This is a genomic window from Lichenihabitans sp. Uapishka_5 (genome assembly GCF_033947565.1).
Classification (GTDB): Bacteria; Pseudomonadota; Alphaproteobacteria; order Rhizobiales; family Beijerinckiaceae; genus Lichenihabitans.
Genome location: NZ_JARPVX010000011.1, coordinates 1 through 18,972 on the forward strand (window position 1 = coordinate 1; position 18,972 = coordinate 18,972).

General features: G+C 68.5%; 19 protein-coding genes and 1 pseudogene. 13 read left to right on the forward strand and 7 right to left on the reverse strand.

Features of this window, described 5'->3' with window-relative positions; translation table 11 throughout:
- The 3 genes from P7D22_RS06720 to P7D22_RS06730 all read right to left on the reverse strand — a co-directional run.
- Positions 1-728, reverse strand: a 728-nt coding sequence (locus P7D22_RS06720; RefSeq protein ID WP_319933452.1) for a TPM domain-containing protein, incomplete at its 3' end; no start/stop codon positions are given.
- Positions 729-744: 16 nt separating this feature from the next.
- The gene (locus tag P7D22_RS06725; RefSeq protein WP_319933453.1) at positions 745-1,344 is read right to left on the reverse strand and encodes a LemA family protein; all 600 of its coding nucleotides are present in this window, start codon (positions 1,342-1,344) and stop codon (positions 745-747) included.
- 46 nt (positions 1,345-1,390) lie between these two features.
- On the reverse strand, positions 1,391-1,603 hold the full coding sequence (locus tag P7D22_RS06730) for a dodecin (RefSeq protein ID WP_319933454.1): 213 nt from the start codon (positions 1,601-1,603) through the stop codon (positions 1,391-1,393).
- 249 nt (positions 1,604-1,852) lie between these two features.
- Here P7D22_RS06730 and P7D22_RS06735 point away from each other — a divergent pair, with 249 nt between their 5' ends.
- The 3 genes from P7D22_RS06735 to P7D22_RS06745 all read left to right on the forward strand — a co-directional run bounded on the left by P7D22_RS06735 (position 1,853) and on the right by P7D22_RS06745 (position 5,894).
- Positions 1,853-3,577, forward strand: coding sequence for a DEAD/DEAH box helicase (locus P7D22_RS06735; RefSeq protein WP_319933455.1), 1,725 nt, complete (start codon positions 1,853-1,855; stop codon positions 3,575-3,577).
- A 100-nt stretch (positions 3,578-3,677) separates the two neighbouring features.
- A complete protein-coding gene (locus P7D22_RS06740) occupies positions 3,678-5,207 on the forward strand; it encodes a cryptochrome/photolyase family protein (RefSeq protein WP_319933456.1) in 1,530 nt (509 codons plus the stop codon).
- A gap of 3 nt (positions 5,208-5,210) precedes the next feature.
- On the forward strand, positions 5,211-5,894 hold the full coding sequence (locus P7D22_RS06745; protein WP_319933457.1) for a class I SAM-dependent methyltransferase: 684 nt from the start codon (positions 5,211-5,213) through the stop codon (positions 5,892-5,894).
- A 4-nt stretch (positions 5,895-5,898) separates the two neighbouring features.
- Here P7D22_RS06745 and P7D22_RS06750 read toward each other — a convergent pair whose 3' ends face one another.
- Together P7D22_RS06750 and P7D22_RS06755 are read right to left on the reverse strand one after the other, a co-directional pair.
- The gene (locus P7D22_RS06750) at positions 5,899-6,291 is read right to left on the reverse strand and encodes a hypothetical protein (RefSeq protein WP_319933458.1); all 393 of its coding nucleotides are present in this window, start codon (positions 6,289-6,291) and stop codon (positions 5,899-5,901) included.
- A 40-nt stretch (positions 6,292-6,331) separates the two neighbouring features.
- On the reverse strand, positions 6,332-6,943 hold the full coding sequence (locus P7D22_RS06755) for a transglutaminase-like cysteine peptidase (protein WP_319933459.1): 612 nt from the start codon (positions 6,941-6,943) through the stop codon (positions 6,332-6,334).
- 499 nt (positions 6,944-7,442) lie between these two features.
- Here P7D22_RS06755 and P7D22_RS06760 point away from each other — a divergent pair, with 499 nt between their 5' ends.
- Complete coding sequence (locus P7D22_RS06760) at positions 7,443-8,273, forward strand: hypothetical protein (protein WP_319933460.1); 831 nt, start codon at positions 7,443-7,445, stop codon at positions 8,271-8,273.
- A gap of 3 nt (positions 8,274-8,276) precedes the next feature.
- Here the strand turns inward: P7D22_RS06760 and P7D22_RS06765 are convergent, their stop codons facing one another.
- Together P7D22_RS06765 and P7D22_RS06770 are read right to left on the reverse strand one after the other, a co-directional pair.
- Positions 8,277-10,829, reverse strand: coding sequence for an HWE histidine kinase domain-containing protein (locus P7D22_RS06765; protein WP_319933461.1), 2,553 nt, complete (start codon positions 10,827-10,829; stop codon positions 8,277-8,279).
- A gap of 57 nt (positions 10,830-10,886) precedes the next feature.
- Positions 10,887-11,549, reverse strand: a complete 663-nt coding sequence (locus P7D22_RS06770) for a biliverdin-producing heme oxygenase (protein WP_319933462.1) — start codon at positions 11,547-11,549, stop codon at positions 10,887-10,889.
- Between the two features lie 284 nt (positions 11,550-11,833).
- Between P7D22_RS06770 and P7D22_RS06775 the strand changes: the two genes are divergently transcribed.
- The 9 genes and pseudogenes from P7D22_RS06775 (at position 11,834) to tnpC (ending at position 18,958) form a co-directional block, all read left to right on the forward strand.
- Positions 11,834-12,436 carry an anthranilate synthase component II gene (locus P7D22_RS06775; RefSeq protein ID WP_319933463.1) on the forward strand — a complete coding sequence of 201 codons (603 nt, stop codon included), beginning with the start codon at positions 11,834-11,836 and terminating at the stop codon, positions 12,434-12,436.
- Positions 12,437-12,458: 22 nt separating this feature from the next.
- Positions 12,459-13,487 carry an anthranilate phosphoribosyltransferase gene (gene trpD, locus P7D22_RS06780; protein WP_319933543.1) on the forward strand — a complete coding sequence of 343 codons (1,029 nt, stop codon included), beginning with the start codon at positions 12,459-12,461 and terminating at the stop codon, positions 13,485-13,487.
- Between the two features lies 1 nt (position 13,488).
- The gene (gene trpC, locus P7D22_RS06785) at positions 13,489-14,301 is read left to right on the forward strand and encodes an indole-3-glycerol phosphate synthase TrpC (protein ID WP_319933464.1); all 813 of its coding nucleotides are present in this window, start codon (positions 13,489-13,491) and stop codon (positions 14,299-14,301) included.
- On the forward strand, positions 14,298-14,783 hold the full coding sequence (gene moaC, locus P7D22_RS06790; RefSeq protein WP_319933465.1) for a cyclic pyranopterin monophosphate synthase MoaC: 486 nt from the start codon (positions 14,298-14,300) through the stop codon (positions 14,781-14,783). Before trpC ends, moaC begins: the two co-directional genes overlap by 4 nt.
- Positions 14,784-14,794: 11 nt before the next feature.
- On the forward strand, positions 14,795-16,018 hold the full coding sequence (locus P7D22_RS06795; RefSeq protein WP_319933544.1) for a molybdopterin molybdotransferase MoeA: 1,224 nt from the start codon (positions 14,795-14,797) through the stop codon (positions 16,016-16,018).
- Positions 16,019-16,054: 36 nt separating this feature from the next.
- A pseudogene (locus P7D22_RS06800) lies at positions 16,055-16,369 on the forward strand (glutathione S-transferase); the annotation flags it as partial.
- A gap of 151 nt (positions 16,370-16,520) precedes the next feature.
- On the forward strand, positions 16,521-16,910 hold the full coding sequence (gene tnpA / locus P7D22_RS23425; protein WP_442916039.1) for an IS66-like element accessory protein TnpA: 390 nt from the start codon (positions 16,521-16,523) through the stop codon (positions 16,908-16,910).
- Positions 16,904-17,257, forward strand: coding sequence for an IS66 family insertion sequence element accessory protein TnpB (tnpB, locus tag P7D22_RS06805; RefSeq protein ID WP_319933466.1), 354 nt, complete (start codon positions 16,904-16,906; stop codon positions 17,255-17,257). The genes tnpA and tnpB overlap by 7 nt, the downstream gene beginning before the upstream one ends.
- Before the next feature lie 168 nt (positions 17,258-17,425).
- Positions 17,426-18,958 (forward strand): IS66 family transposase, encoded by a 1,533-nt coding sequence (gene tnpC / locus P7D22_RS06810; protein ID WP_319933467.1) that lies wholly within the window; start codon positions 17,426-17,428, stop codon positions 18,956-18,958.
- Positions 18,959-18,972 lie beyond the last annotated feature (14 nt).

The following is an 18,972-nucleotide window of genomic DNA, read 5'->3' on the forward strand; positions in this document are numbered from 1 at the left end:
AATCCACCCCCTTGGCCCCAGCCGCCGCCCATCGGCGGGATGATCCAGGGTCCCCCGCCGCCACGTCCGCCGCGGTTGCGCGACGCGCGCCAGATCAGGAAGATCACCAGCCCGAAGAACACCAGCGGCAGCACCTGGGCCAGCGGGCTCTCGGTCGTGGTCTGGTCTTCCCGCAGGGTGGGCCGCTTCTGCCAATCGCTTGAATCGGTGCTCAGCACCGTGATGACGTCATCGGTGCCCCGTTCGATGCCGCCGGAAAAATCGCCGGTCTTGAAACGCGGCACCATGGCACTGGTGATGATGACCTTCGACAAGGCATCGGTCAGCGTGCCCTCGAGCCCGTAGCCGACCTCGATCCGCACCCGACGTTCCTTCGGTGCGACGAGCAGCAGCACGCCGTTGTTGTTCTTGGCCTCGCCGAGCTTCCAGGCGCGGAACAAGCCATTGGCGTAAGGTTCGATCTCGACGCCGTCGAGGCTTGGCAGGGTGGCGACGACGAGTTGGATGCCCGACTTGTCCTCGAGGCCTTTCAGCTTGTCGTCGAGCCGCTGCCGGGCCGCGGGGTCGATCACGTCCGCCCCGTCCACCACCCGGCCCGTCAAGGCCGGATAGGCAGGATCGGCCGCCACCGCGCCGGCGCCCAGCAGCAGAAACAACAAGCCAAGGGTGGCGGCTGCCCAGCCGGGCAGGCGGCGTGTCGAGGCCTGAAGGGCGGGGCGGGACGTCATCGGTCGATCCGTCCGGTCAGAACTTCACCTCCGGTGCCTTGTCGGCGCCTTCCGTGGTGGCCGTGAAGGTCGCCATCGGCTTGTTGTGGAACACGATCGTTTGCCAGATCACGTTCGGGAAGGTGCGCAGCGCCAGATTGTAGTCCTGCACCTGGCCGATGTAGTCGCGCCGGGCCACCGCGATGCGGTTCTCGGTGCCCTCGAGCTGCGACTGCAAGGCGAGGAAGTTCTGGTTCGACTTGAGGTCGGGGTAGTTCTCGCTGACCGACAACAAGCGCCCGAGGGCGCCGGACAACTGGTTCTGGGCATCCGTGAACTGCTTCAGCTTTTCGGGGTCGTCGAGGTTCGAGGCGTCGATCTTCACCGACGTGGCCTTGGCCCGGGCCTCGGTCACGGCCACCAGCACGTCCTTTTCCTGCTTGGCATAGCCCTGCACGGTGTTGACCAGGTTGGGGATCAGGTCGGCGCGGCGCTGATACTGGTTCTGCACCTCGGCCCAGGCAGCCTTGGCCGATTCTTCCTTGGTCGGAATGTTGTTGTAGCCGCAGCCGGCCACGCTCAGGCCAAGCGTCGCGGCCAGCGTCAGGCCGCGGGCGTGTTTCCAAAATTGCGTCATGCTGGTCCCCAAGGTGCTTTGGGCGCGGACAGGTCCGCGCCGCCGATCAACGGTCGTCGAGCGTGAAGCCGATCTTCACCGTCACCTGGAAATGCGCCACCTTGCCGTTCTCGACATGGCCACGGGTCTCGACGACCTGGAACCAATGGATGTTGCGCAAGGTCTTGGCCGCGTCCTCGACCGCGTTCTTGATGGCCTGATCGACCCCATCCGGCGACGAGCCGACGACTTCGACGAGGCGGTAGGAATGTTCGGACATGGCTTCCTCTTGGATGGGACGCGTGGTGACGACCGCCGGACCCGTGCCGGTCGCATGCGCGCCGGAGGCTCCGGCAGCGTTGTTCTAGGGTCGACCATCGTGATGGGAAGTGCAGCTGCGATCAAGCTTGCTGTCGTTGGGCTGGCGTCGCCGCGTCGCGGGCGCTAGATGTAAAGCCTCATTCACAGGCGTGCCGAGACGCCGCCCCGCGCCGCACCCCGTGCGCTCAAGATCCGAGACTGTTTCACCTTGCCTTTTCCGACCCTCAGCGCGCCGCTCGCGGACGCCCTTGCCGAGCGCGGCTACGCCGAGCCGACCGGCGTGCAGAGCGCCGTTCTCGACCCCGCGCTGGCGGGGCGCGACCTGCTGGTATCCGCCCAAACGGGGTCCGGCAAGACGATCGCCTTCGGGCTTGCGATCCATGACGGCCTGCTCGGCACGCGCGAGCGTTTCGAGGCCGCGGCCGAGCCGCTCGCCCTGATCGTCGCCCCGACCCGCGAACTGGCCCTGCAGGTGCAGCGCGAGCTCGAATGGCTTTACGCCAAGACGGGCGCCGTGGTGACGTCCTGCGTCGGCGGCATGGATCCGCGGCGCGAGGCGCGGGCGCTCGATACCGGAGCCCATATCGTGGTCGGCACGCCGGGTCGGCTGCGCGACCATCTCGAGCGCGGACGCCTGAAGCTCGACAACCTGAAGGCCGTGGTGCTCGACGAGGCCGACGAGATGCTCGACATGGGGTTCCGCGAGGACCTCGAAGTGCTGCTCGACGCGACCCCGTCCGATCGCCGCACCCTGTTGTTCTCCGCCACTCTGCCGAAGGGCATCGCCCATCTGGCCAGCCGCTACCAGCGCAATGCCCAGCGGATCGCGGTGGCGGGGGCGGTCGGAGGCCACGCCGACATCGAATACCGGGCCGTGCGGGTGCAGGGCCACGAGATCGAGCACGCGGTGGTGAACCTGCTGCGCTACATGGATACACCGAGTGCCATCGTGTTCTGCAACACGCGTGAATCCGTGCGCCACCTGCATGCCGGCCTGTTGGAGCGTGGCTTCTCGGCCGTGGCGTTGTCGGGCGAACTCAGCCAAAGCGAGCGCAACCATGCCTTGCAGGCGCTGCGGGACAAGCGCGCCCGCGTCTGCATCGCCACCGACGTGGCGGCGCGCGGCATCGACCTGCCGAACCTCGGGCTGGTGATCCACGCCGAATTGCCGAACGACGCCGAAGCCCTGCAGCATCGCAGCGGCCGCACCGGCCGCGCCGGCCGCAAGGGCACCAGCGTGCTGCTGGTGCCGCGGCAGCGGCTGCGCAAGGCGGAGGGCCTGCTGGCGGCGGCCGGCGTGCAGACGACCTGGTCGGGCCCGCCCACCGTCGAGGAGATCCGCGTTCTCGATCAACAGCGCCTGCTCGCCGATCCGTTGCTGACCGAGGCCGCGGCCGAAGAAGATGCCGAGCTCGTGGCCGAGCTGACGCGTGAGCGTTCGGCTGCCGACCTCGCGGCGGCGCTGCTCAAGCTGTACCGGTCGAACCTGCCCGTCGTCGAGGATGTCAGCGACCCAGGCTATCGCTCGGACACGCGGTCGCCCCGGCCCGATCGGCCGGAGCGGGGCGAGCGCGGCGCGTCCGGCCCGCGCGAGGGCGGCGACGGTGGTAGTGGCGTCTGGTTCCGTCTCGATACGGGTCGCGCCAACAATGCCGATCCGCGCCGCTTGTTGCCCATGCTGTGCCGCCGCGGCGACATCACCCGGCAGGACATCGGCGCCATCCGGATCTTCGACCGCGAAACCAAGGTCGAGATCCATCCCGACAAAGCCGCTCATTTCGCCGAAGCCGTGCGGCGCACGAACGGGGCCGGCGCCGTGGCGATCGACCGGGTCGCCGAAGCGCCCGGCCCGGCCCGACGCGACGCCAAGGCGGGCGTCGAGCCCCGCAAACCGCGCAAACCCCATAAGCCGCGCACCGGCTCGGCCCACTGACAGGGCCGCTGCCAAGCACGCCGCGACGCCAACGCACCGCATTCCCGATCCCGTCTGAGCCGCTATGATGGCGGCCGGCGGCGTCGGACCGGGCTCGATCATGCGTGTGTTGCGTTTCATCCTCGGCGATCAGCTGACCCACACCATTTCGGCGTTGCGGGACATCGGCCCCGACGATGTGGTGTTGATGGCCGAGGTGGCGGAAGAAGCGTCCTATGTGCCGCATCACCCGCAGAAGATCGCCTTCCTGTTCTCGGCCATGCGCCACTTCGCCGATGACCTGCGCGGGCGCGGCATCACGGTCGACTACGTGGAACTTCACGCCGATGGCAACACGGGTTCGCTGACGGGCGAGCTCCTGCGTGCCGTCAGGCGCCACGCCGCCGATGCGGTCGTCGCGACCGAGCCGGGTGAGTGGCGGGTCGAGGCCATGATGGGCACCTGGGCCGAGGCGGCGGGCGTGCCGGTGGAGATCCGCACCGACGACCGCTTCCTGTGTTCGAGGCCCCAGTTCGCGGCCTGGGCGGCTGACCGTGCGTCCCTGCGGCTCGAATGGTTCTACCGCGCCATGCGGGAGAAGACCGGCCTGCTGATGGAGGACGGCAAGCCGGCCGGCGGCCGCTGGAACTTCGATGCCGAGAACCGCAAGCCGCTGCCGGCCCGCCACACGGTGCCCGAGCGGCGCCGCTTCGTGCCCGACGCGCTGACGCGCGACGTGATCGAGCTGGTGCGTCGGCGGTTCGGCAACAATTTTGGCGATCTCGAGCCGTTTGGCTGGGCCGTGACCCGGGCCGAGGCGCTGCAAGCGCTGGCGGATTTCGTCACCAACTTCCTGCCGTCCTTTGGCGACTACCAGGATGCCATGAAGACCGGCGAGGGGTTTCTCTACCACGGCGTGATCTCGCCCTACCTCAATGCCGGGCTGCTGACCGCCGAAGAGGTGTGCCAGGCCGCCGTCGCGGCCTATGCGGCCGATGCGGCGCCGCTCAACGCCGTCGAAGGATTCTTGCGGCAGGTCCTCGGCTGGCGCGAGTTCATCCGGGGCGTTTATTGGCTGAAGATGCCGGGTTACGAGAAAACCAATGCGCTCGGAGCCAGCCGCCCGCTGCCGGCCTTCTACTGGACGGGCGACACCGACATGAACTGCTTACGCCAAGCGATCGGCGACACCCGCCGGCAGGCCTATGCGCACCACATCCAGCGGCTGATGGTGACGGGCAATTTCGCGTTGCTGGCGGGCGTCCGGCCGGCCGAGATCGAGGAATGGTACCTCGCGGTTTATGCCGATGCCTATGATTGGGTGGAACTGCCCAACGTGCACGGTATGGTGATGTTCGCCGATGGCGGCCTGATGAGCTCGAAGCCCTATGTGGCGGGCGGCAATTACATCGACCGCATGTCGGATTATTGCGATGCCTGTCGCTATGACGTGAAGCTGAAGAGCGGGGTGGGAGCCTGCCCGTTCAACTACCTTTACTGGGCCTTCCTGATCGACAATGCCCCGTCGCTGCAGGGCAACCACCGGCTCGGCAACCAATACCGCACCCTGGAGCGGTTCGGCCCCGAGCGCCGTGCCGCCCTGCAGGCGGAGGCGCATGCGTTTCTGGACGCCCTGCCGAGCGACTATTGAGCCATGCGGGGGTCGCGCCGCGTCTTTCATCTCGCGGCGGCCGAGCCTGGGCCGAGCCGCCTCGCGGCGCTGATCCAACGCCGCCTGCCGATCACGGATGTGCCCTCGGTGCCGGAACTCCGCCTGCATCTCGCCGAGCCGCGCAGTGGGCTCGGGCGACTGCTGGCCCGCGACCCTGCTGCGGCGGCGCCCTATTGGGCCCACGTGTGGAGCGGCGGCCTCGTGCTGGCGCGCTACCTGCTCGATCACCCCCCGCTCGTGGCGGGTCGCAGCGTGCTCGATCTCGGCGCCGGTTCCGGCCTCGTGGCCATCGCCGCCGCACGGGCCGGGGCGGAGGCGGTGCAGGCCGTCGAGGTCGACCCCTACGCGACCGAGGCCATCGCGCTGAATGCCGCGCTGAACGGGGTTTCGGTGGTGCCGCTTTGCGCCGACATCCTCGACGCCGCACCGCCCATGGTGGACGTGATCCTGGTGGGCGACCTGTTCTACGAGGCCGGGCTGGCGACCAGGGTGGCGGCCTTCCTGGATCGCTGCACTGCGGCGGGATGTCTGGTGCTGGTCGGCGACCCTGGGCGGGCGGCCCTGCCGCTCCATCGCCTGGTGACCATCCATGCGGCGCCGGTGGCGGAATTCGGCTCGGGCCACGCGGCCATGCCGGCGCAGGTGTTCCGCTACGGCGCGTCGTGACGGATCATCGGCCCCGGATGGTGCCGGTCGGCAACGTGACGCTGCCGGGCAGCGCCTCGGCATAATTGTCGGCGATCTCGCCGCAGAGCGCGTCGTGGTCGAAGCTGGCGCGGCGGGTCTGCACGTCATGCTCGAAGGCGGCCCGCTCAGAACCGCCCGGCAGGACCGACGTGGTGGACACACCCTGGCGAGCCAGGAAACCAAGCGCGATGCCGAAATTGACGGCCTCGCCGTGGCAAGCGCTGTCGATCAGGGTCAGATCGGCCATGACCTGCACGGCTGCCGCCACCTTCGTGGCGTCGGGTGCGGCATCCTCGGCCCAGGCCGAAGCGACGCCCAGACAGGTCAACGTCGCCCAGGCGAAGCAATGGATCAAAGAGGGGCGGCGCAAGGGCATCGGCAATCCATCGGGCACCCCTGGGGTGCGCCGCCAACCCTTACTTCGCGGTAAACAGCGGCCCGGGTTCCGGGGTGCCGATCGACACCCAACGGTTCTGGTCCTCGCCGGACTGCCGCTTGATGAAGCGATAGCCCGTTTCGTCCCAGCGCATTACCTTGTCGGTCATGTTGTCGAGCACGAGGTCGCCCTTGCCGGTCTTCACGGTCAACACCGCATGGCCTTCGCCGGCATGGTCCTTGACCACGGTGACCAGCAGCGCCTGACGGGGCAGGCCGCGATCCATCAGCACCTTGCGCTTCATCAGCACGTAGTCTTCGCAATCGCCCTTGCCGTCGAGCGGATAATCCCAGCGATCGACGACGCCCCAATGCTCCATGTCGGTCACCGACGTGACGCTGCTGTTGACGCTGCGGTTCACCTGGTCGAGGTCGCGCAAGGTCGCGGCGGTCGGCGGGATGGTGACAGGCACCAAGGTCGGCCCATCGCATTCCCCGGCATAGCGATTGCAGAAATCCACCCAGCCGTAGGGCACGCTGGTGATCCCCGTCGTCTGCATGAAGGGCGTGCCGGCCTGGGCGGCGGCGAGGCCGCACGACAAGACCAGCGCCACCAGCGCCGCCGTCCAACCCTGCCAATGGGATCCGCTCATCTCGGCCTCACTCCTGATGGCCGGATCGTGACAGGATGGGTTTGCGGGCCACGAAAGTAAAACGATCGTTTTTTACGGGCCCGTCTTTACGAAGACTACCGAAGCGTGAAGCCGCCGCGGCTGTGGTCAGCAGGGAAGCGAGCCAGTGCGCCACGTGTCCGATCCTCGCCTTGCAGCGGCATGGGCGCTGTTGCCCGCCGTAAGCATGAACGGAAGGTTAACACATTCGTTCCGACACGGGGCCGCCGCCCTGGCGAATGGTTAACGGCGGCGCCTGCCGTCCAAAAAAAGCCGCGGACCGGCCATGATGCGCCGGGAGGCGCAGATCGACCCGATGCGGTCGGCAAACGCGGCCTTCAATGAATACTCTACGGCAGCACGGAGTATCTAAAAAGAATACGCCTCACTATCGATAGTCGATGGCAAGCATGTTGCGTGATGTGCAAGATGTGATTTAGATTTCGCATGCCCCTTGCTGTTTCGAAGGCACTGCGATGTCATGACGGTGGCGCTGACGCTGAATGCTGCCAAGTCGCGGGGCTGGGCCAGGGCGCTGATCGCCTTGTTGATATTCTTGCGGCTCGCCGAATGCGCGTGGAGTGGCGCCTTCAACATCCCGGCCGGGCAGGGGCTCGCGATCTTTGACGCAACGTTCGAGGGCGGCAGCCGCTACTTCGATGGCCTCGGCCACATGGCGCCCGCCAACGCCTTCAAGCGGGGCGACGTTTCGGCCTATGTCGAATATGGCGTCACCGATTGGCTGATGGCCGTGATCCGGCCCGATCTGACCGCGGTGTCGCTCGGCGGCAGCCCGGGTGGCCGCTACGCCGGCCTCGGCACCTCGGAAGCGGGCGCACAGGTGCGGGTCGCCACCTTCGGGCCGGCTGTCCTGGCGGTTCAGGGTACGTTCCGGCTTCCCGGTTCGACCGATCGCCGCAACCCGGCGCTGTTGAACCAGACGTCGCATGACGCCGACCTGCGCGGGCTCTTCGGCTATGCGTTCGCGCTCGGCTCCTGGCCAGCCTTCCTTGACCTGCAGGGCGCCTACCGGTTCCGCGACGCGGGCGCACCCGACGAGGCCCATGCGGATGCGACCTTCGGGGTGCGGCCCTGGGCGGACCTGACCCTGATGCTGCAGGCCTTCAACACCACCGGCCTTTCGCGCGGCACGGCCTGGTTCCCGCGCCAGCGCTACACCCATGTGGTCGCGTCGGGCGTCTACGACCTCGACCCGTGGTGGTCGGTGCAACTCGGCCTGTTCACCACGGTGCTGGGGCGCCAGTCGCTGCAGGATCGTGGCGTCACCACCGCGGTGTGGCGTCGGTTCTGAGCCTTATTCGGCGGCCGTCGCCAGTTCGAGCGCGGCCCGCAGCGTGTCGCCGTCATAGGGCTTCGACACGATGGGGATGCCGAGGAAGCGTTCCGGCACCTTGACGCTTTCGCCATAGCCGGTCGCGAAGACGATCGGCACGTCCTGACTGACACACACGTCCGCCACCCCGAAACTGGTCTCGCCCGCCAGGTTGATGTCGAGCAGCACGGCATCGAAACGGCCCACCGCGATGGTCCGCAAGGCATCCGACACGGTCCCGGCCACATCGACGGTCAGGCCGGAACCCTGCAGTTCCACCTGGGCGTCGAGCGCCACCATCATCGAATCCTCCACGAGCAGCAGGCGCTTGCCCGTCAAGGTGAGGGAGTCGCCGAGCCGCGCGAGGCTCGGCTCGTCTTCGTCGCTGCCGAGCGTGACGTGCAGGGCCGGAATCATGAAGCGGGCCGACAGACCATCCGGCAGGTAATCGAGCCGGGCCTCGCCCCGGAGCTCGAACGGCACGGTCTGTTCCATGATGACCGAGCCGAAGCCGCGCCGCTCCGGCTTCCGCACCACCGGGCCGTTCTTCTCGATCCAGCGGATCGTCAGCGCGCCTTCTTCCGACGTGGTCCAGTCCACGTCGAGGTGGCCGCCGGGTTGGCTGAGCGAGCCATATTTGGCCGCGTTGGTCATCATTTCGTGGAACACGAGTGCCAGGGCCTGATAGGCGCGGGGGTCGAGCATCACCGGTGGGCCGGCAAAACTGATGCCCTCGATGGCGCCGCGCGCCCAGGCCTTGGCCTCGGCTTCGAGCAGTCGCCTCAAGGGCGCCGCCGTCCAGCCGCTCTGGGTCATCTGGTCGTGCGCGAAGCTCAAGGCCCGGATGCGTTGCTCGAGGTCGGACGTGAAGGCCCCGATCGAGGCGGCGCCATGCTGGCTTTGCCGCACCAGCGAGCGGATCAAGGCGAGGATGTTCTTGACCCGGTGGTTGAGCTCCGCGATCAGCAGCGCATGGCCTTCCTGGGCATTGCGCTGTTGTCGTTCGGTGATGTCGCTACGCCGCAGGATCACGTCGAGCAGCGACACCCGCAGGCCTTCCGCGATGTGGATCTCGGCCGGCAGCCAGGGCGCCGACTGGCCGGTCACCTCCTCGCGCCAGGCAGCGAAGCTTTTGCGAGGCCCGATGCGGGTGCCGTGCCCCGTCACCTCGACGGCTTTGTTGGGGTTGCCGCCCCATTGCACCACCTGGGGCAGTTCCTTGCGGAAGAACAACAGATAGTCGCGCGGCGTGCGGGCGAACGGGATCGCCAGCACGCCGCTGGCCAAGCTGCGATAAGCGGCAGCGCTCGGGGCCAGCGTGTCGAGCCGTTGCACCGCGAAGGATTGCCGGGCCGGCTGTTGGTCGAGCGCGGCAACCAGGTCGGGCATCAGTTCGGCCGGCGGCAGCGAGCCGACGCCCGAGAACACGCCTTCGTACCAGATCCCGATGCCGTCGCAGGGGATCAGCTCCTTCAACAAGGGCTCGTAACGCGCCACGTCGTCGAACAGCGTGGTCTCGGGCGGCATGCTGTTGATCAGCCGCTCATGCGCGTCGCGCGACCGCGACACATGCGACAATTCCCGGGCGCGTTCCTGCGCGTCGATGTGCAACGACAAGACCTGGCCGAACAATTCGCAGGCCGAGGCGATGCCGGAGGACAGGAGCCGCGGCGCGATGTGGTGGCAGGCGATCAGCCCCCACAGCTTGTCGCCCACGATGAGCGAGATCGTCAGGGTGGCGCTCGATCCCATGTTCTTCAGATATTCGATATGGATCGGCGACACGCTGCGCAGGGTCGCGAGGCCGAGGTCGAGCGGCGCCTCGAGATTCGGCGCGGCCAGCAGCGGCGAAGGCTCGTAGAAGACGTCGGGGATCAGGCGCAGCCATTGCGTCAGGTAGAGCTGCCGCGCCTGGGCCGGGATGTCGGACGCCGGGTAGCGCAGGTTGAGGAACGGGGTCAGGCCGGAGCGGAGCGATTCGGCCACCACCTCGCCCGACTCGTCCTGAAGGAACCGGTAGATCATCACCCGGTCGAAGCCGGTGACGGCCCGCACCTGGTTGGCCGCCAAGGTGAGCGACCGCTCGAAGGTGGGGGCTCGCTTCACCCGCGTGATCATGCTGCGCACAAGCGTCATCGGCGAGGAGCTCGAGACTTGCGCGCCCGTGCCGGGCAGGAATTCGATGATGGCGGCCGAACCGCTGACATGGGCCATGACGTCGGCCGTCAGCGTGTCGGACAAGGCGACGTGCGGCAGCAGCTCGGCCTGTCCCGACACGGAGGACGCCTGCAGCACGTTGCGGATGTCGTGCAGGGCTTGCGGCGTCAGAAGCGCATCGGCGGGCTTGTCGAGCAGCGCCTCCACATCGGTGATGCCGAACATCGGCCCGAGATTGCGCGACACATGCGTGATCTTCCACGACGTCATGTCGCAAGCGATCAGGCAGCCGTGCGCCTGCACCGAGCCCGGGATGCGAATCGGCTCCTTGGCGCAGATGTCCAGATCGACGGCGGGGGACGCGGCTAGCGATGACAAAACAAGAAGGCTCCTGCCGTGATCCGGGATGCGTGGCGCCCCGATCCATCCCGTTCGTCACGCATGGGCATGACGATAAAGGCCGGAACGTGTCGACGCTTCCGGCAGTCCTGGGGCCTCGGCACCGTCGGCCGCAAGCCGGAACAGATTGAAGGCGAGATCGGCGCCGGCCTGCAGCCCTCGCTTGGCCGCGGGGGTCGAAGGAACACCATCCAACACGGCCAGGAAGGTCGGCCAGCCGCGCTCGACCTGATGGGCCAGGAAGCCCGTCGCCGACCGCACGGTGACATCGGAACTGTTCATCACCCGGCGATGCAGGACCCGCCCGCCGAGCCTCGATCCTTCGAGCACGTAGAGTGCCCCGAGCGCATGGTCCCGCGACGGCAAGAACGGACCCGAAGGGGCGATCGGCGCCGGCAGTCCGAGCGCGGCGAGGTCGGCCCGAAGCGCGGCGGCGCGACGGCGCGCGGGCCAATCGGGCAGAAGCGCCGTTGCGCCCGCCGCATCGAGCGCCTGTTCCAAGGGGAACACCGCCCGCGCCTGGGCCAGCAGGAAGCCTGATAAGCCCTGCCTGTCGCGCAGATCGAACCGCTCGAAGGCGGCTTCGACGCCGTCGTGCCAGGGGCGCGTCACCCGACGCAAAAAAGCGTGCGGGGTTTCGCCGTCCGGGTCTGGTGCTGCCTGTTCCGGGGCGTCCATCATGGCGGCAGAAGGCCCCATTCCGGGCCCCTTCGCAAGACCAAGGGCGGCGCCTTTGCGAGAAGCGCGGCAAGCACGCGCCGCGACCCGGCTGCGGGATCACCCAGGGGTGCCGTCGCAACGGCGATCCAGCCTGGCGCCAAGCTTCTCGCAGGCTTCGTTCCGCTCGCAATGACGACTGCGGTGCGAGGCGCGCGCAGGGTCCACCTCGCCCGCGGCGATTGGCCCGATCCCCAGGGGCCCCGGACTTGACCTCCATCCCCCGCATCGCCACAACCGAAGACCATACGAGAAGGTCCACAATCGTGACCAGCGTCACCCTCATCGACAATTACGACAGCTTCACCTGGAACCTCGTGCATTACCTGGGGCAACTCGGGGCGGCCGTGACGGTGCTGCGCAACGATGCCGTCACGGCCGCCGACGTGGTGGCGACTCATCCCGATGCCATCGTGCTGTCGCCCGGGCCCTGCACGCCGCGCGAGGCCGGCATCTGCCTCGACCTCATCAAGGCCGCGGGCGCCACCACGCCGATCCTCGGCGTCTGCCTCGGCCATCAGGCCATCGGCGACAGCTACGGCGGCCAGGTGACGCGTGCCGCCACGCCCATGCACGGCAAGAGCTCCATCGTGCATCACCGGGGCGAGGCGGTGTTTCGCGGCATCGAAGGCCCGTTCGCGGCGACCCGCTACCATTCCCTGGTGGTGGCGCGCGACAGCCTGCCGGATGTGCTGAGCGTGACGGCAGAAACCGACGACGGCACCATCATGGGCTTGTCGCACCGCAGCCATCCGGTGCACGGCGTGCAGTTCCATCCCGAAAGCATCGCGTCCGAGCATGGCCACCTGATCCTCAAGAACTTCCTCGCCCTCGCGGAAACCTGGAACACCCGCAAGGCTGCGGCCTGAGCCGATGACCTCACCGACGCCCATCTTGGGCCTGAAGCCCGTGCTCGGCCGCATCGCGGCCGGTGAGGCGTTGTCGCGAGACGCGGCGGAAGCCGCTTTCGACACCATCCTTTCGGGCGATGTCACCCAAGCGCAGATCGGCGCCTTTCTGATGGGGCTCCGGGTGCGCGGCGAGACCGTCGACGAAATCACCGGCGCCGTCGCGTCCATGCGCAAGCGCATGGCCCAGGTCGTGGCGCCGGCCGATGCCATCGACATCGTCGGCACCGGCGGTGATGGGCAGGGCACGGTCAATGTTTCGACGCTCGCGGCCCTGATCGTGGCGGCCTGCGGCGTGACGGTCGCCAAGCACGGCAATCGCGCCGCTTCGTCGCAATCGGGGTCGAGCGATGTGCTGGGCGCGCTCGGGGTCGGCATCGGCTTGACGCCGGCCGCGGTGTCGCATTGCCTCGCCGAGGCGCGCATCGGCTTCATGACGGCCCAGGCCCACCATCCCGCGATGCGCCACGTCGGCGGCGCCCGTTCGGAACTCGGCACCCGCACGATCTTCAACATGCTGGGGCCGCTCTGCAATCCGGCCGGCGTCAGGCGCCAGCTGCTTGGCGTCTTCGCGCCGCAATGGCTCGAGCCGCTGGCCGCCGTGCTGCGCAACCTCGGCAGCGAGCGCGTTTGGGTGATGCATGGTGCCGATGGCCTCGACGAGCTCACCATAACGGGTCCGAGCCATGTCGTGGCATTGGAAGATGGCGTTCTCCGCCGCTTCACCGTCACCCCCGAAGAGGCGGGGCTGCGTCGTGCCGAGCCGGCAGCGCTGCGCGGCAGCGACCCGGCCGCCAATGCGGCAGCCCTGCGGGCGGTGCTGGCCGGCGCCCGCAACCCTTATCGCGACATCGCGGTTCTCAACGCCGCGGCGGCGCTGGTGATCGCCGAGTTTGCCGGCGACTTGCGGGACGGCGCTGCGCTGGCCGAGCGGGCCCTCGACGACGGCCGCGCCCAAGCGACGCTCGACCGCCTCGTCGTTCTTTCCAACCCCACCGACCGGGAGCCCTGACATGGCCGACATCTTGCGCGAGATCGAAGCCTACAAGCGGCGGGAGATCGCCGCCGCCAAGGCCGCCGTGCCCCAGCTCGAGCTTGAGCGGCGCGTGGCCGACATGGCCCCGCCGCGTGGTTTCGCTTTGGCGCTCGAGGCCAAGCTGGCGCAGGGGCAAACCGCGCTGATCGCCGAGATCAAGAAGGCCAGCCCGTCGAAGGGGCTGATCCGCGCCGACTTCGACCCCCCGGCGCTGGCCCGCGCCTACGAGGCCGGTGGGGCCGCCTGCTTGTCGGTGTTGACCGATGCGCCGTCGTTCGGGGGCGATCCGGCGTTTCTCGGTGCGGCGCGCGAGGCCGCGGCGCTGCCGGCATTGCGCAAAGACTTCATGTTCGACCCCTATCAGGTGTGGGAAGCCCGGAGCTGGGGGGCCGACTGCATCCTGGTGATCCTGGCAGCCCTCGGCGACGCCGAGGCGCATGCCCTGACCAATGCCGCGCGGGCCTTGGGCATGGATGTTCTGGCCGAGGTGCACGACGAGGCGGAACTCGACCGGGCCCTCGCGCTCGACACCCGGATGATCGGCATCAACAACCGCGACCTGCGCAGCTTCGCGGTGTCGCTCGAGGTGTCCGAGCGCCTCGCGGCCCGGGTGCCGCAAGGCCACCTGCTGGTCGGCGAAAGCGGCATCGCCACCGCCGACGACTGCGCCCGGCTTGCACGCGCCGGCATCCGCGCGGTGCTGGTGGGCGAAAGCCTGATGCGCCAGGACGATGTGGCGGCCGCCACCCGCCGCCTGTTGGCGCCCGTGGCCGTCGAGGTGGCCGCATGAGCGGCCTGACCCATCTCGGCCCCGGCGGCGAAGCCCGCATGGTGGACGTGTCCGGCAAGGACGCCACGCTGCGGGAGGCGGTGGCCGAGGGCCTGGTGATCATGCAGCCCGAAACGCTGAAGATCGTCGTCGACGGCAATGCCAAGAAAGGCGACGTGCTCGGCACCGCCCGGATCGCCGGCATCATGGCGGCGAAGCGCACCCATGAGCTGATCCCGCTGTGCCACCCGTTGGCTTTGTCGGGCATCACCGTCACGCTGGAACCCGAAGGTGAGTTGCCGGGCCTCCGCCTGCGCGCCACCGTCCGCACCACCGGGCCGACAGGGGTCGAGATGGAGGCCTTGACGGCCGTCAGCGTCGCGGCGCTGACGGTCTACGACATGGTCAAGGCCGTCGATCGCACCATGCGGATCGAGGCGATCCGGCTGGTGCGCAAGTGCGGCGGCGCTTCGGGCGATTTCAAGGCCGGAGCGGCCGCTTGAGCGCTGACCCGATGGTGTCGGTGAGGGAGGCGCTGGAACGCATCCTGGCGACCGCACCGCAGGCGCTCGCGGCCGAGAACGTGCCCTTGGCGGAAGGGTTCGGCCGCACGCTCGCGCACGACGTGGTGGCCCGTCGCACGCAACCGCCCTTCGACGTGTCGGCCATGGACGGCTTCGCGTTGCGGGCCGCCGATGCGGCGCAGCCCGGCACCCGACTGCCGATCGCCGGGCGCAGTGCCGCCGGCGCGGGCTATCACGGCAATCTGCCGGCCGGCACCGCGGTGCGGATTTTCACCGGCGCCCCGGTGCCGCCCGACGCCGATGCGATCCTGATCCAGGAGAACGCCCGCTACGATGATGCGGGCCTCACGGTCGTGGAGCCGCCGGCGGCGGGGCGTCACATCCGCCGGGCCGGGCTCGATTTTCGCGAAGGCGAAGTGGGGCTGCCGGCCGGTACCCGCCTGAACCCCGCCGAACTGGCGCTGGCGGCCGCCATGAACCATCCGGTGCTGCCCGTGGTGCGCCGGCCGCTCGTGGCCATCCTGGCGACCGGCGACGAACTGGTGCAGCCCGGCGCAGTGCCGGGGCCAGACCAGATCGTCGCCTCGAACAGCTTCGCCATCATGGCCCATGTGGCGGCGGCGGGCGGCCGCTGGCTCGACCTCGGCCTCGTGCCCGATCGCATCGACGCGATCGTGGTGGCGATCCGCCGGGCCGAGGAGGCTGGAGCCGACGTGCTGGTGACGCTCGGCGGTGCTTCGGTGGGCGACCACGACCTCGTGCAGCCGGCCCTTGTGGCGGCCGGCATGGAGCTCGCCTTTTGGAAGATCGCCATGCGGCCGGGCAAGCCGATGATGCATGGGTGCATCGGCGCCATGCGGGTGCTGGGGCTGCCCGGCAACCCCGTATCCTCGATCGTCAACGGGGTCTTGTTCCTGCGTCCGCTGATCCGGGCGCTTTGCGGCGATCCACGGGCCGGCGCCGACCCCTGCGAGCCCGCCATCCTGGCGGCCGACCTGCCGCCGAACGACGTGCGTCAGGATTATATGCGCGGCACGCTGGTGCCTGCCAGCGACGGGGGGCTGCCCCGCGTCACCGCCGGTCGCACGCAGGATTCGTCCATGTTGCGGGTCTTAGCCGGGTCCGGCTGCCTCGTGGTGCGGCCGCCCCATGCCACCGCGGCCCGGGCCGGCGACGCGTGCCAGATCATCCGGCTCGACCGTTATCCGTTCTAGCGACGGCCTGGTTCGTCGGGCCAACAAGGTGTCGCCGTGCTGACAGTGCATCACCTCGCCAATTCACGCTCGCAGCGCGTGCTGTGGATGCTGGAGGAACTCGGCGTTCCCTACGCGGTGCAGCGCTGGGAGCGGGGCGCCGACATGATGGCGCCGGCGGCGCTGCGGCGCATCCATTCCCTCGGCAAAAGTCCGGTGCTGGTGGATGATGACAGGACCCTGGCCGAGACCGGCCTGATCCTCACCTATCTCAGCACGCGCTACGGCCACGGCTCCCTGGCACCCCCGGGGAATGACGCGACGGCGCCCGAGCGCCTCGATTGGTTGTATTGGCTGCACTATGCGGAAGGCTGTAAGCGTGGCTGGACGGCCGCCTACCGGTTTTTGGTTTGGCTTGGGATAGGTGTCCACCTGATGCTGAGGTGGACACCTGATGGAAACGAGCGGCGGGAAGCGGCGCGTTTGGCCTGCTGAGGAACGACAACGGATTGTCGCTGAAGCGATGGCGCCGAATGCGTCGGTTGCGGCTGTCGCCTTGCAGCATGGCGTCAACGCCAATCTTCTCTTCAAGTGGATCAGCCGCTTGCGTCAGGGCTTGCCTGATCGGCGTCAGGATCCCCGCGCTGCGAGGGACGGCACAACAGTTGGCCCGATGCCGATGTTCATTCCGGTCGAGGTTATTGCCCGGGCTGCACCGGCTCCGACCCTCTTGCGGGTGCCGGCCAAGAAGGTCAGGCGCCCGGCCTCGCTGGCACAACGGCCTGGTCAAGGTCGCCGGCAGGGTGCGATGGAGATCGCGCTCCCGAACGGCGTCTTGTTGTCGCTCGACAGCGACGTCGATCCGGAGGCGTTGCGGCGCATCCTGTCGGCCCTGGTCGGCCTTCGATGCTGACGATCGCCCCGGGGCTCAAGGTTTATCTCGCCTGCAAGCCGGTCGACATGCGCCGCGGCTTTGACGGCTTGGCGGCTGACGTCACGCAGGTCCTGCGCGCCGACCCGTATTCCGGGGCCGTCTTCATCTTCCGGAGCCGCCGCGGTGACTACCTGAAGATCCTGGCGTGGGACGGCTCCGGCCTGTGCCTGTTCGCAAAAAGGTTGGAGAAGGGACGCTTCGTGTGGCCGCCGATCGTGGAGGGTGGCCTTCGCCTTTCGGCGGCACAGCTCGCCCTGTTGGTGGAAGGCATCGATTGGCGCCGCACGGTGGCGCCCGCCGAGGTCGCGGCCCCCACGCGGGCCTGAGATCGGCGCCATTTTCCTTGCGGCTCAGGCCCGTGAGGATAGTCTCTGGCGATGTCGCGCACTGCCGCCGATCTCCCTCCGCCTACAACTCCACACGGCTTCGCCGCGCGGAGCCTCTTGTAGGCTCCGCCCGACGACCCTGCCGCGCTCCGCCACTTCGCGAGCGCGTTGCAGCACGATCTCGCGGTGCTCGAAGCCACCGTCCAGGCCCAGACCCTGCTGGTCGAGAAGCTGAAGCACCAGCTCGCCGTGTTGCGACGGGCGCGCTTCGGCCGCTCCTCGGAGAAGCTCGACGCTCAGGTCGAGCAGCTTGAACTGCTGATCGGCGACATCGAGGAGAGTGCGGCCGAGACACAGGCCACGATCGCTCGATCGGCAGAGCCGGTGCCTGTCGCGGCCGAGCGCAAGCCGTCCACGCGCGTGCCCTTGCCGGCCCACCTGCCGATCGAGACGATCCTGCACGAGGCGCCTTGCGTTTGCCCAAACTGCGGTGGCACCACCTTCGGCCGCATCGGCGCTGACGAGCGCGAGGTGCTGGAATATGTGCCCGCCCGCTTCCGCCGCATCCTGCACCTCCGCCCGAAGATGACCTGCCGCGCCTGCGAAACGATCGTGCAGGCGCCGATGCCGAGCCTGCCGATCGAAAAGGGCCGGCCTGGTCCGGGGCTCCTGGCGCACGTGGTTGTGTCGAAGTTCTGCGATCACCTTCCCCTATACCGCCAGTCCGAGATCTACGGTCGCGAAGGCGTCACCATCGACCGCTCGGTGATGGCGGGCTGGATGGGCCACGTCGCGGCGCTGCTCGCGCCCCTGGCCGAACGCATCGGTCGCCACGTGCGCGCCGGCCCGGCCATCCACGCGGACGACACTACGGTTCCGGTGCTCGATCCTGGGCGCGGCAAGACGAAGACCGGCCGCTTATGGGTTGCGGTACGCGACGAGCGGGGCTTCGGCTCGATGGCGCCGCCTGCGGCCGTCTACCTTTACTCGCCGGACCGGACGGCCCAGCATGCGCATGCGCTGCTGAAGGGCTGCCGCGGCCACCTGCATGCCGACGGCTACGCGGGCTTCGGCAAGCTCTACGAACCCGATCTTCTGACCGGTGCGCCGGCGCCGCTGATCGAGGTGGCGTGCTGGAGCCATGCACGACGCAAGATCTACGACGTCCATGTCACGACGGCGTCTCCCGCCGCCGAGCGCGCCCTGGCGCTGATCGGCGATCTGTTCGCGGTCGAGACCATCATCTGTGGTAGGCCGCCAGCCGAGCGGCAGCGCGCACGTGTCGAGCGGTCCACCCCGATCCTGGACGCGCTGAAGGTTCACCTGGAAGCGACGCTGGCTAGGATCAGCGGCAAGAGCCCCTTCGCCAAGGCGATCCGCTATGCGACGTCACGATGGCCGGCGCTGACGCGCTTCGTTGGTGACGGAAGTCTCGAACCCTCGAACAACGCCGCGGAACGGGCCATCAGGCCTCTGACCTTGGGTCGAAAAAACTACCTGTTCGCCGGTTCCGATGCGGGCGGCCGCCGCGCCGCGACCTTCTACACCCTGATCAGCACGGCACGCCTGAACGGCGTCGACCCTCAGGCTTGGCTGACCGACGTCATCGGCCGCATCGCCGACCATCCCATGAGTCGCCTCGACGAGCTGCTCCCCTGGACTTGGACCGCCAGCCGACCGCCTCATGCTCAAGCCGCGTAGCCTGCCGCGGCCAT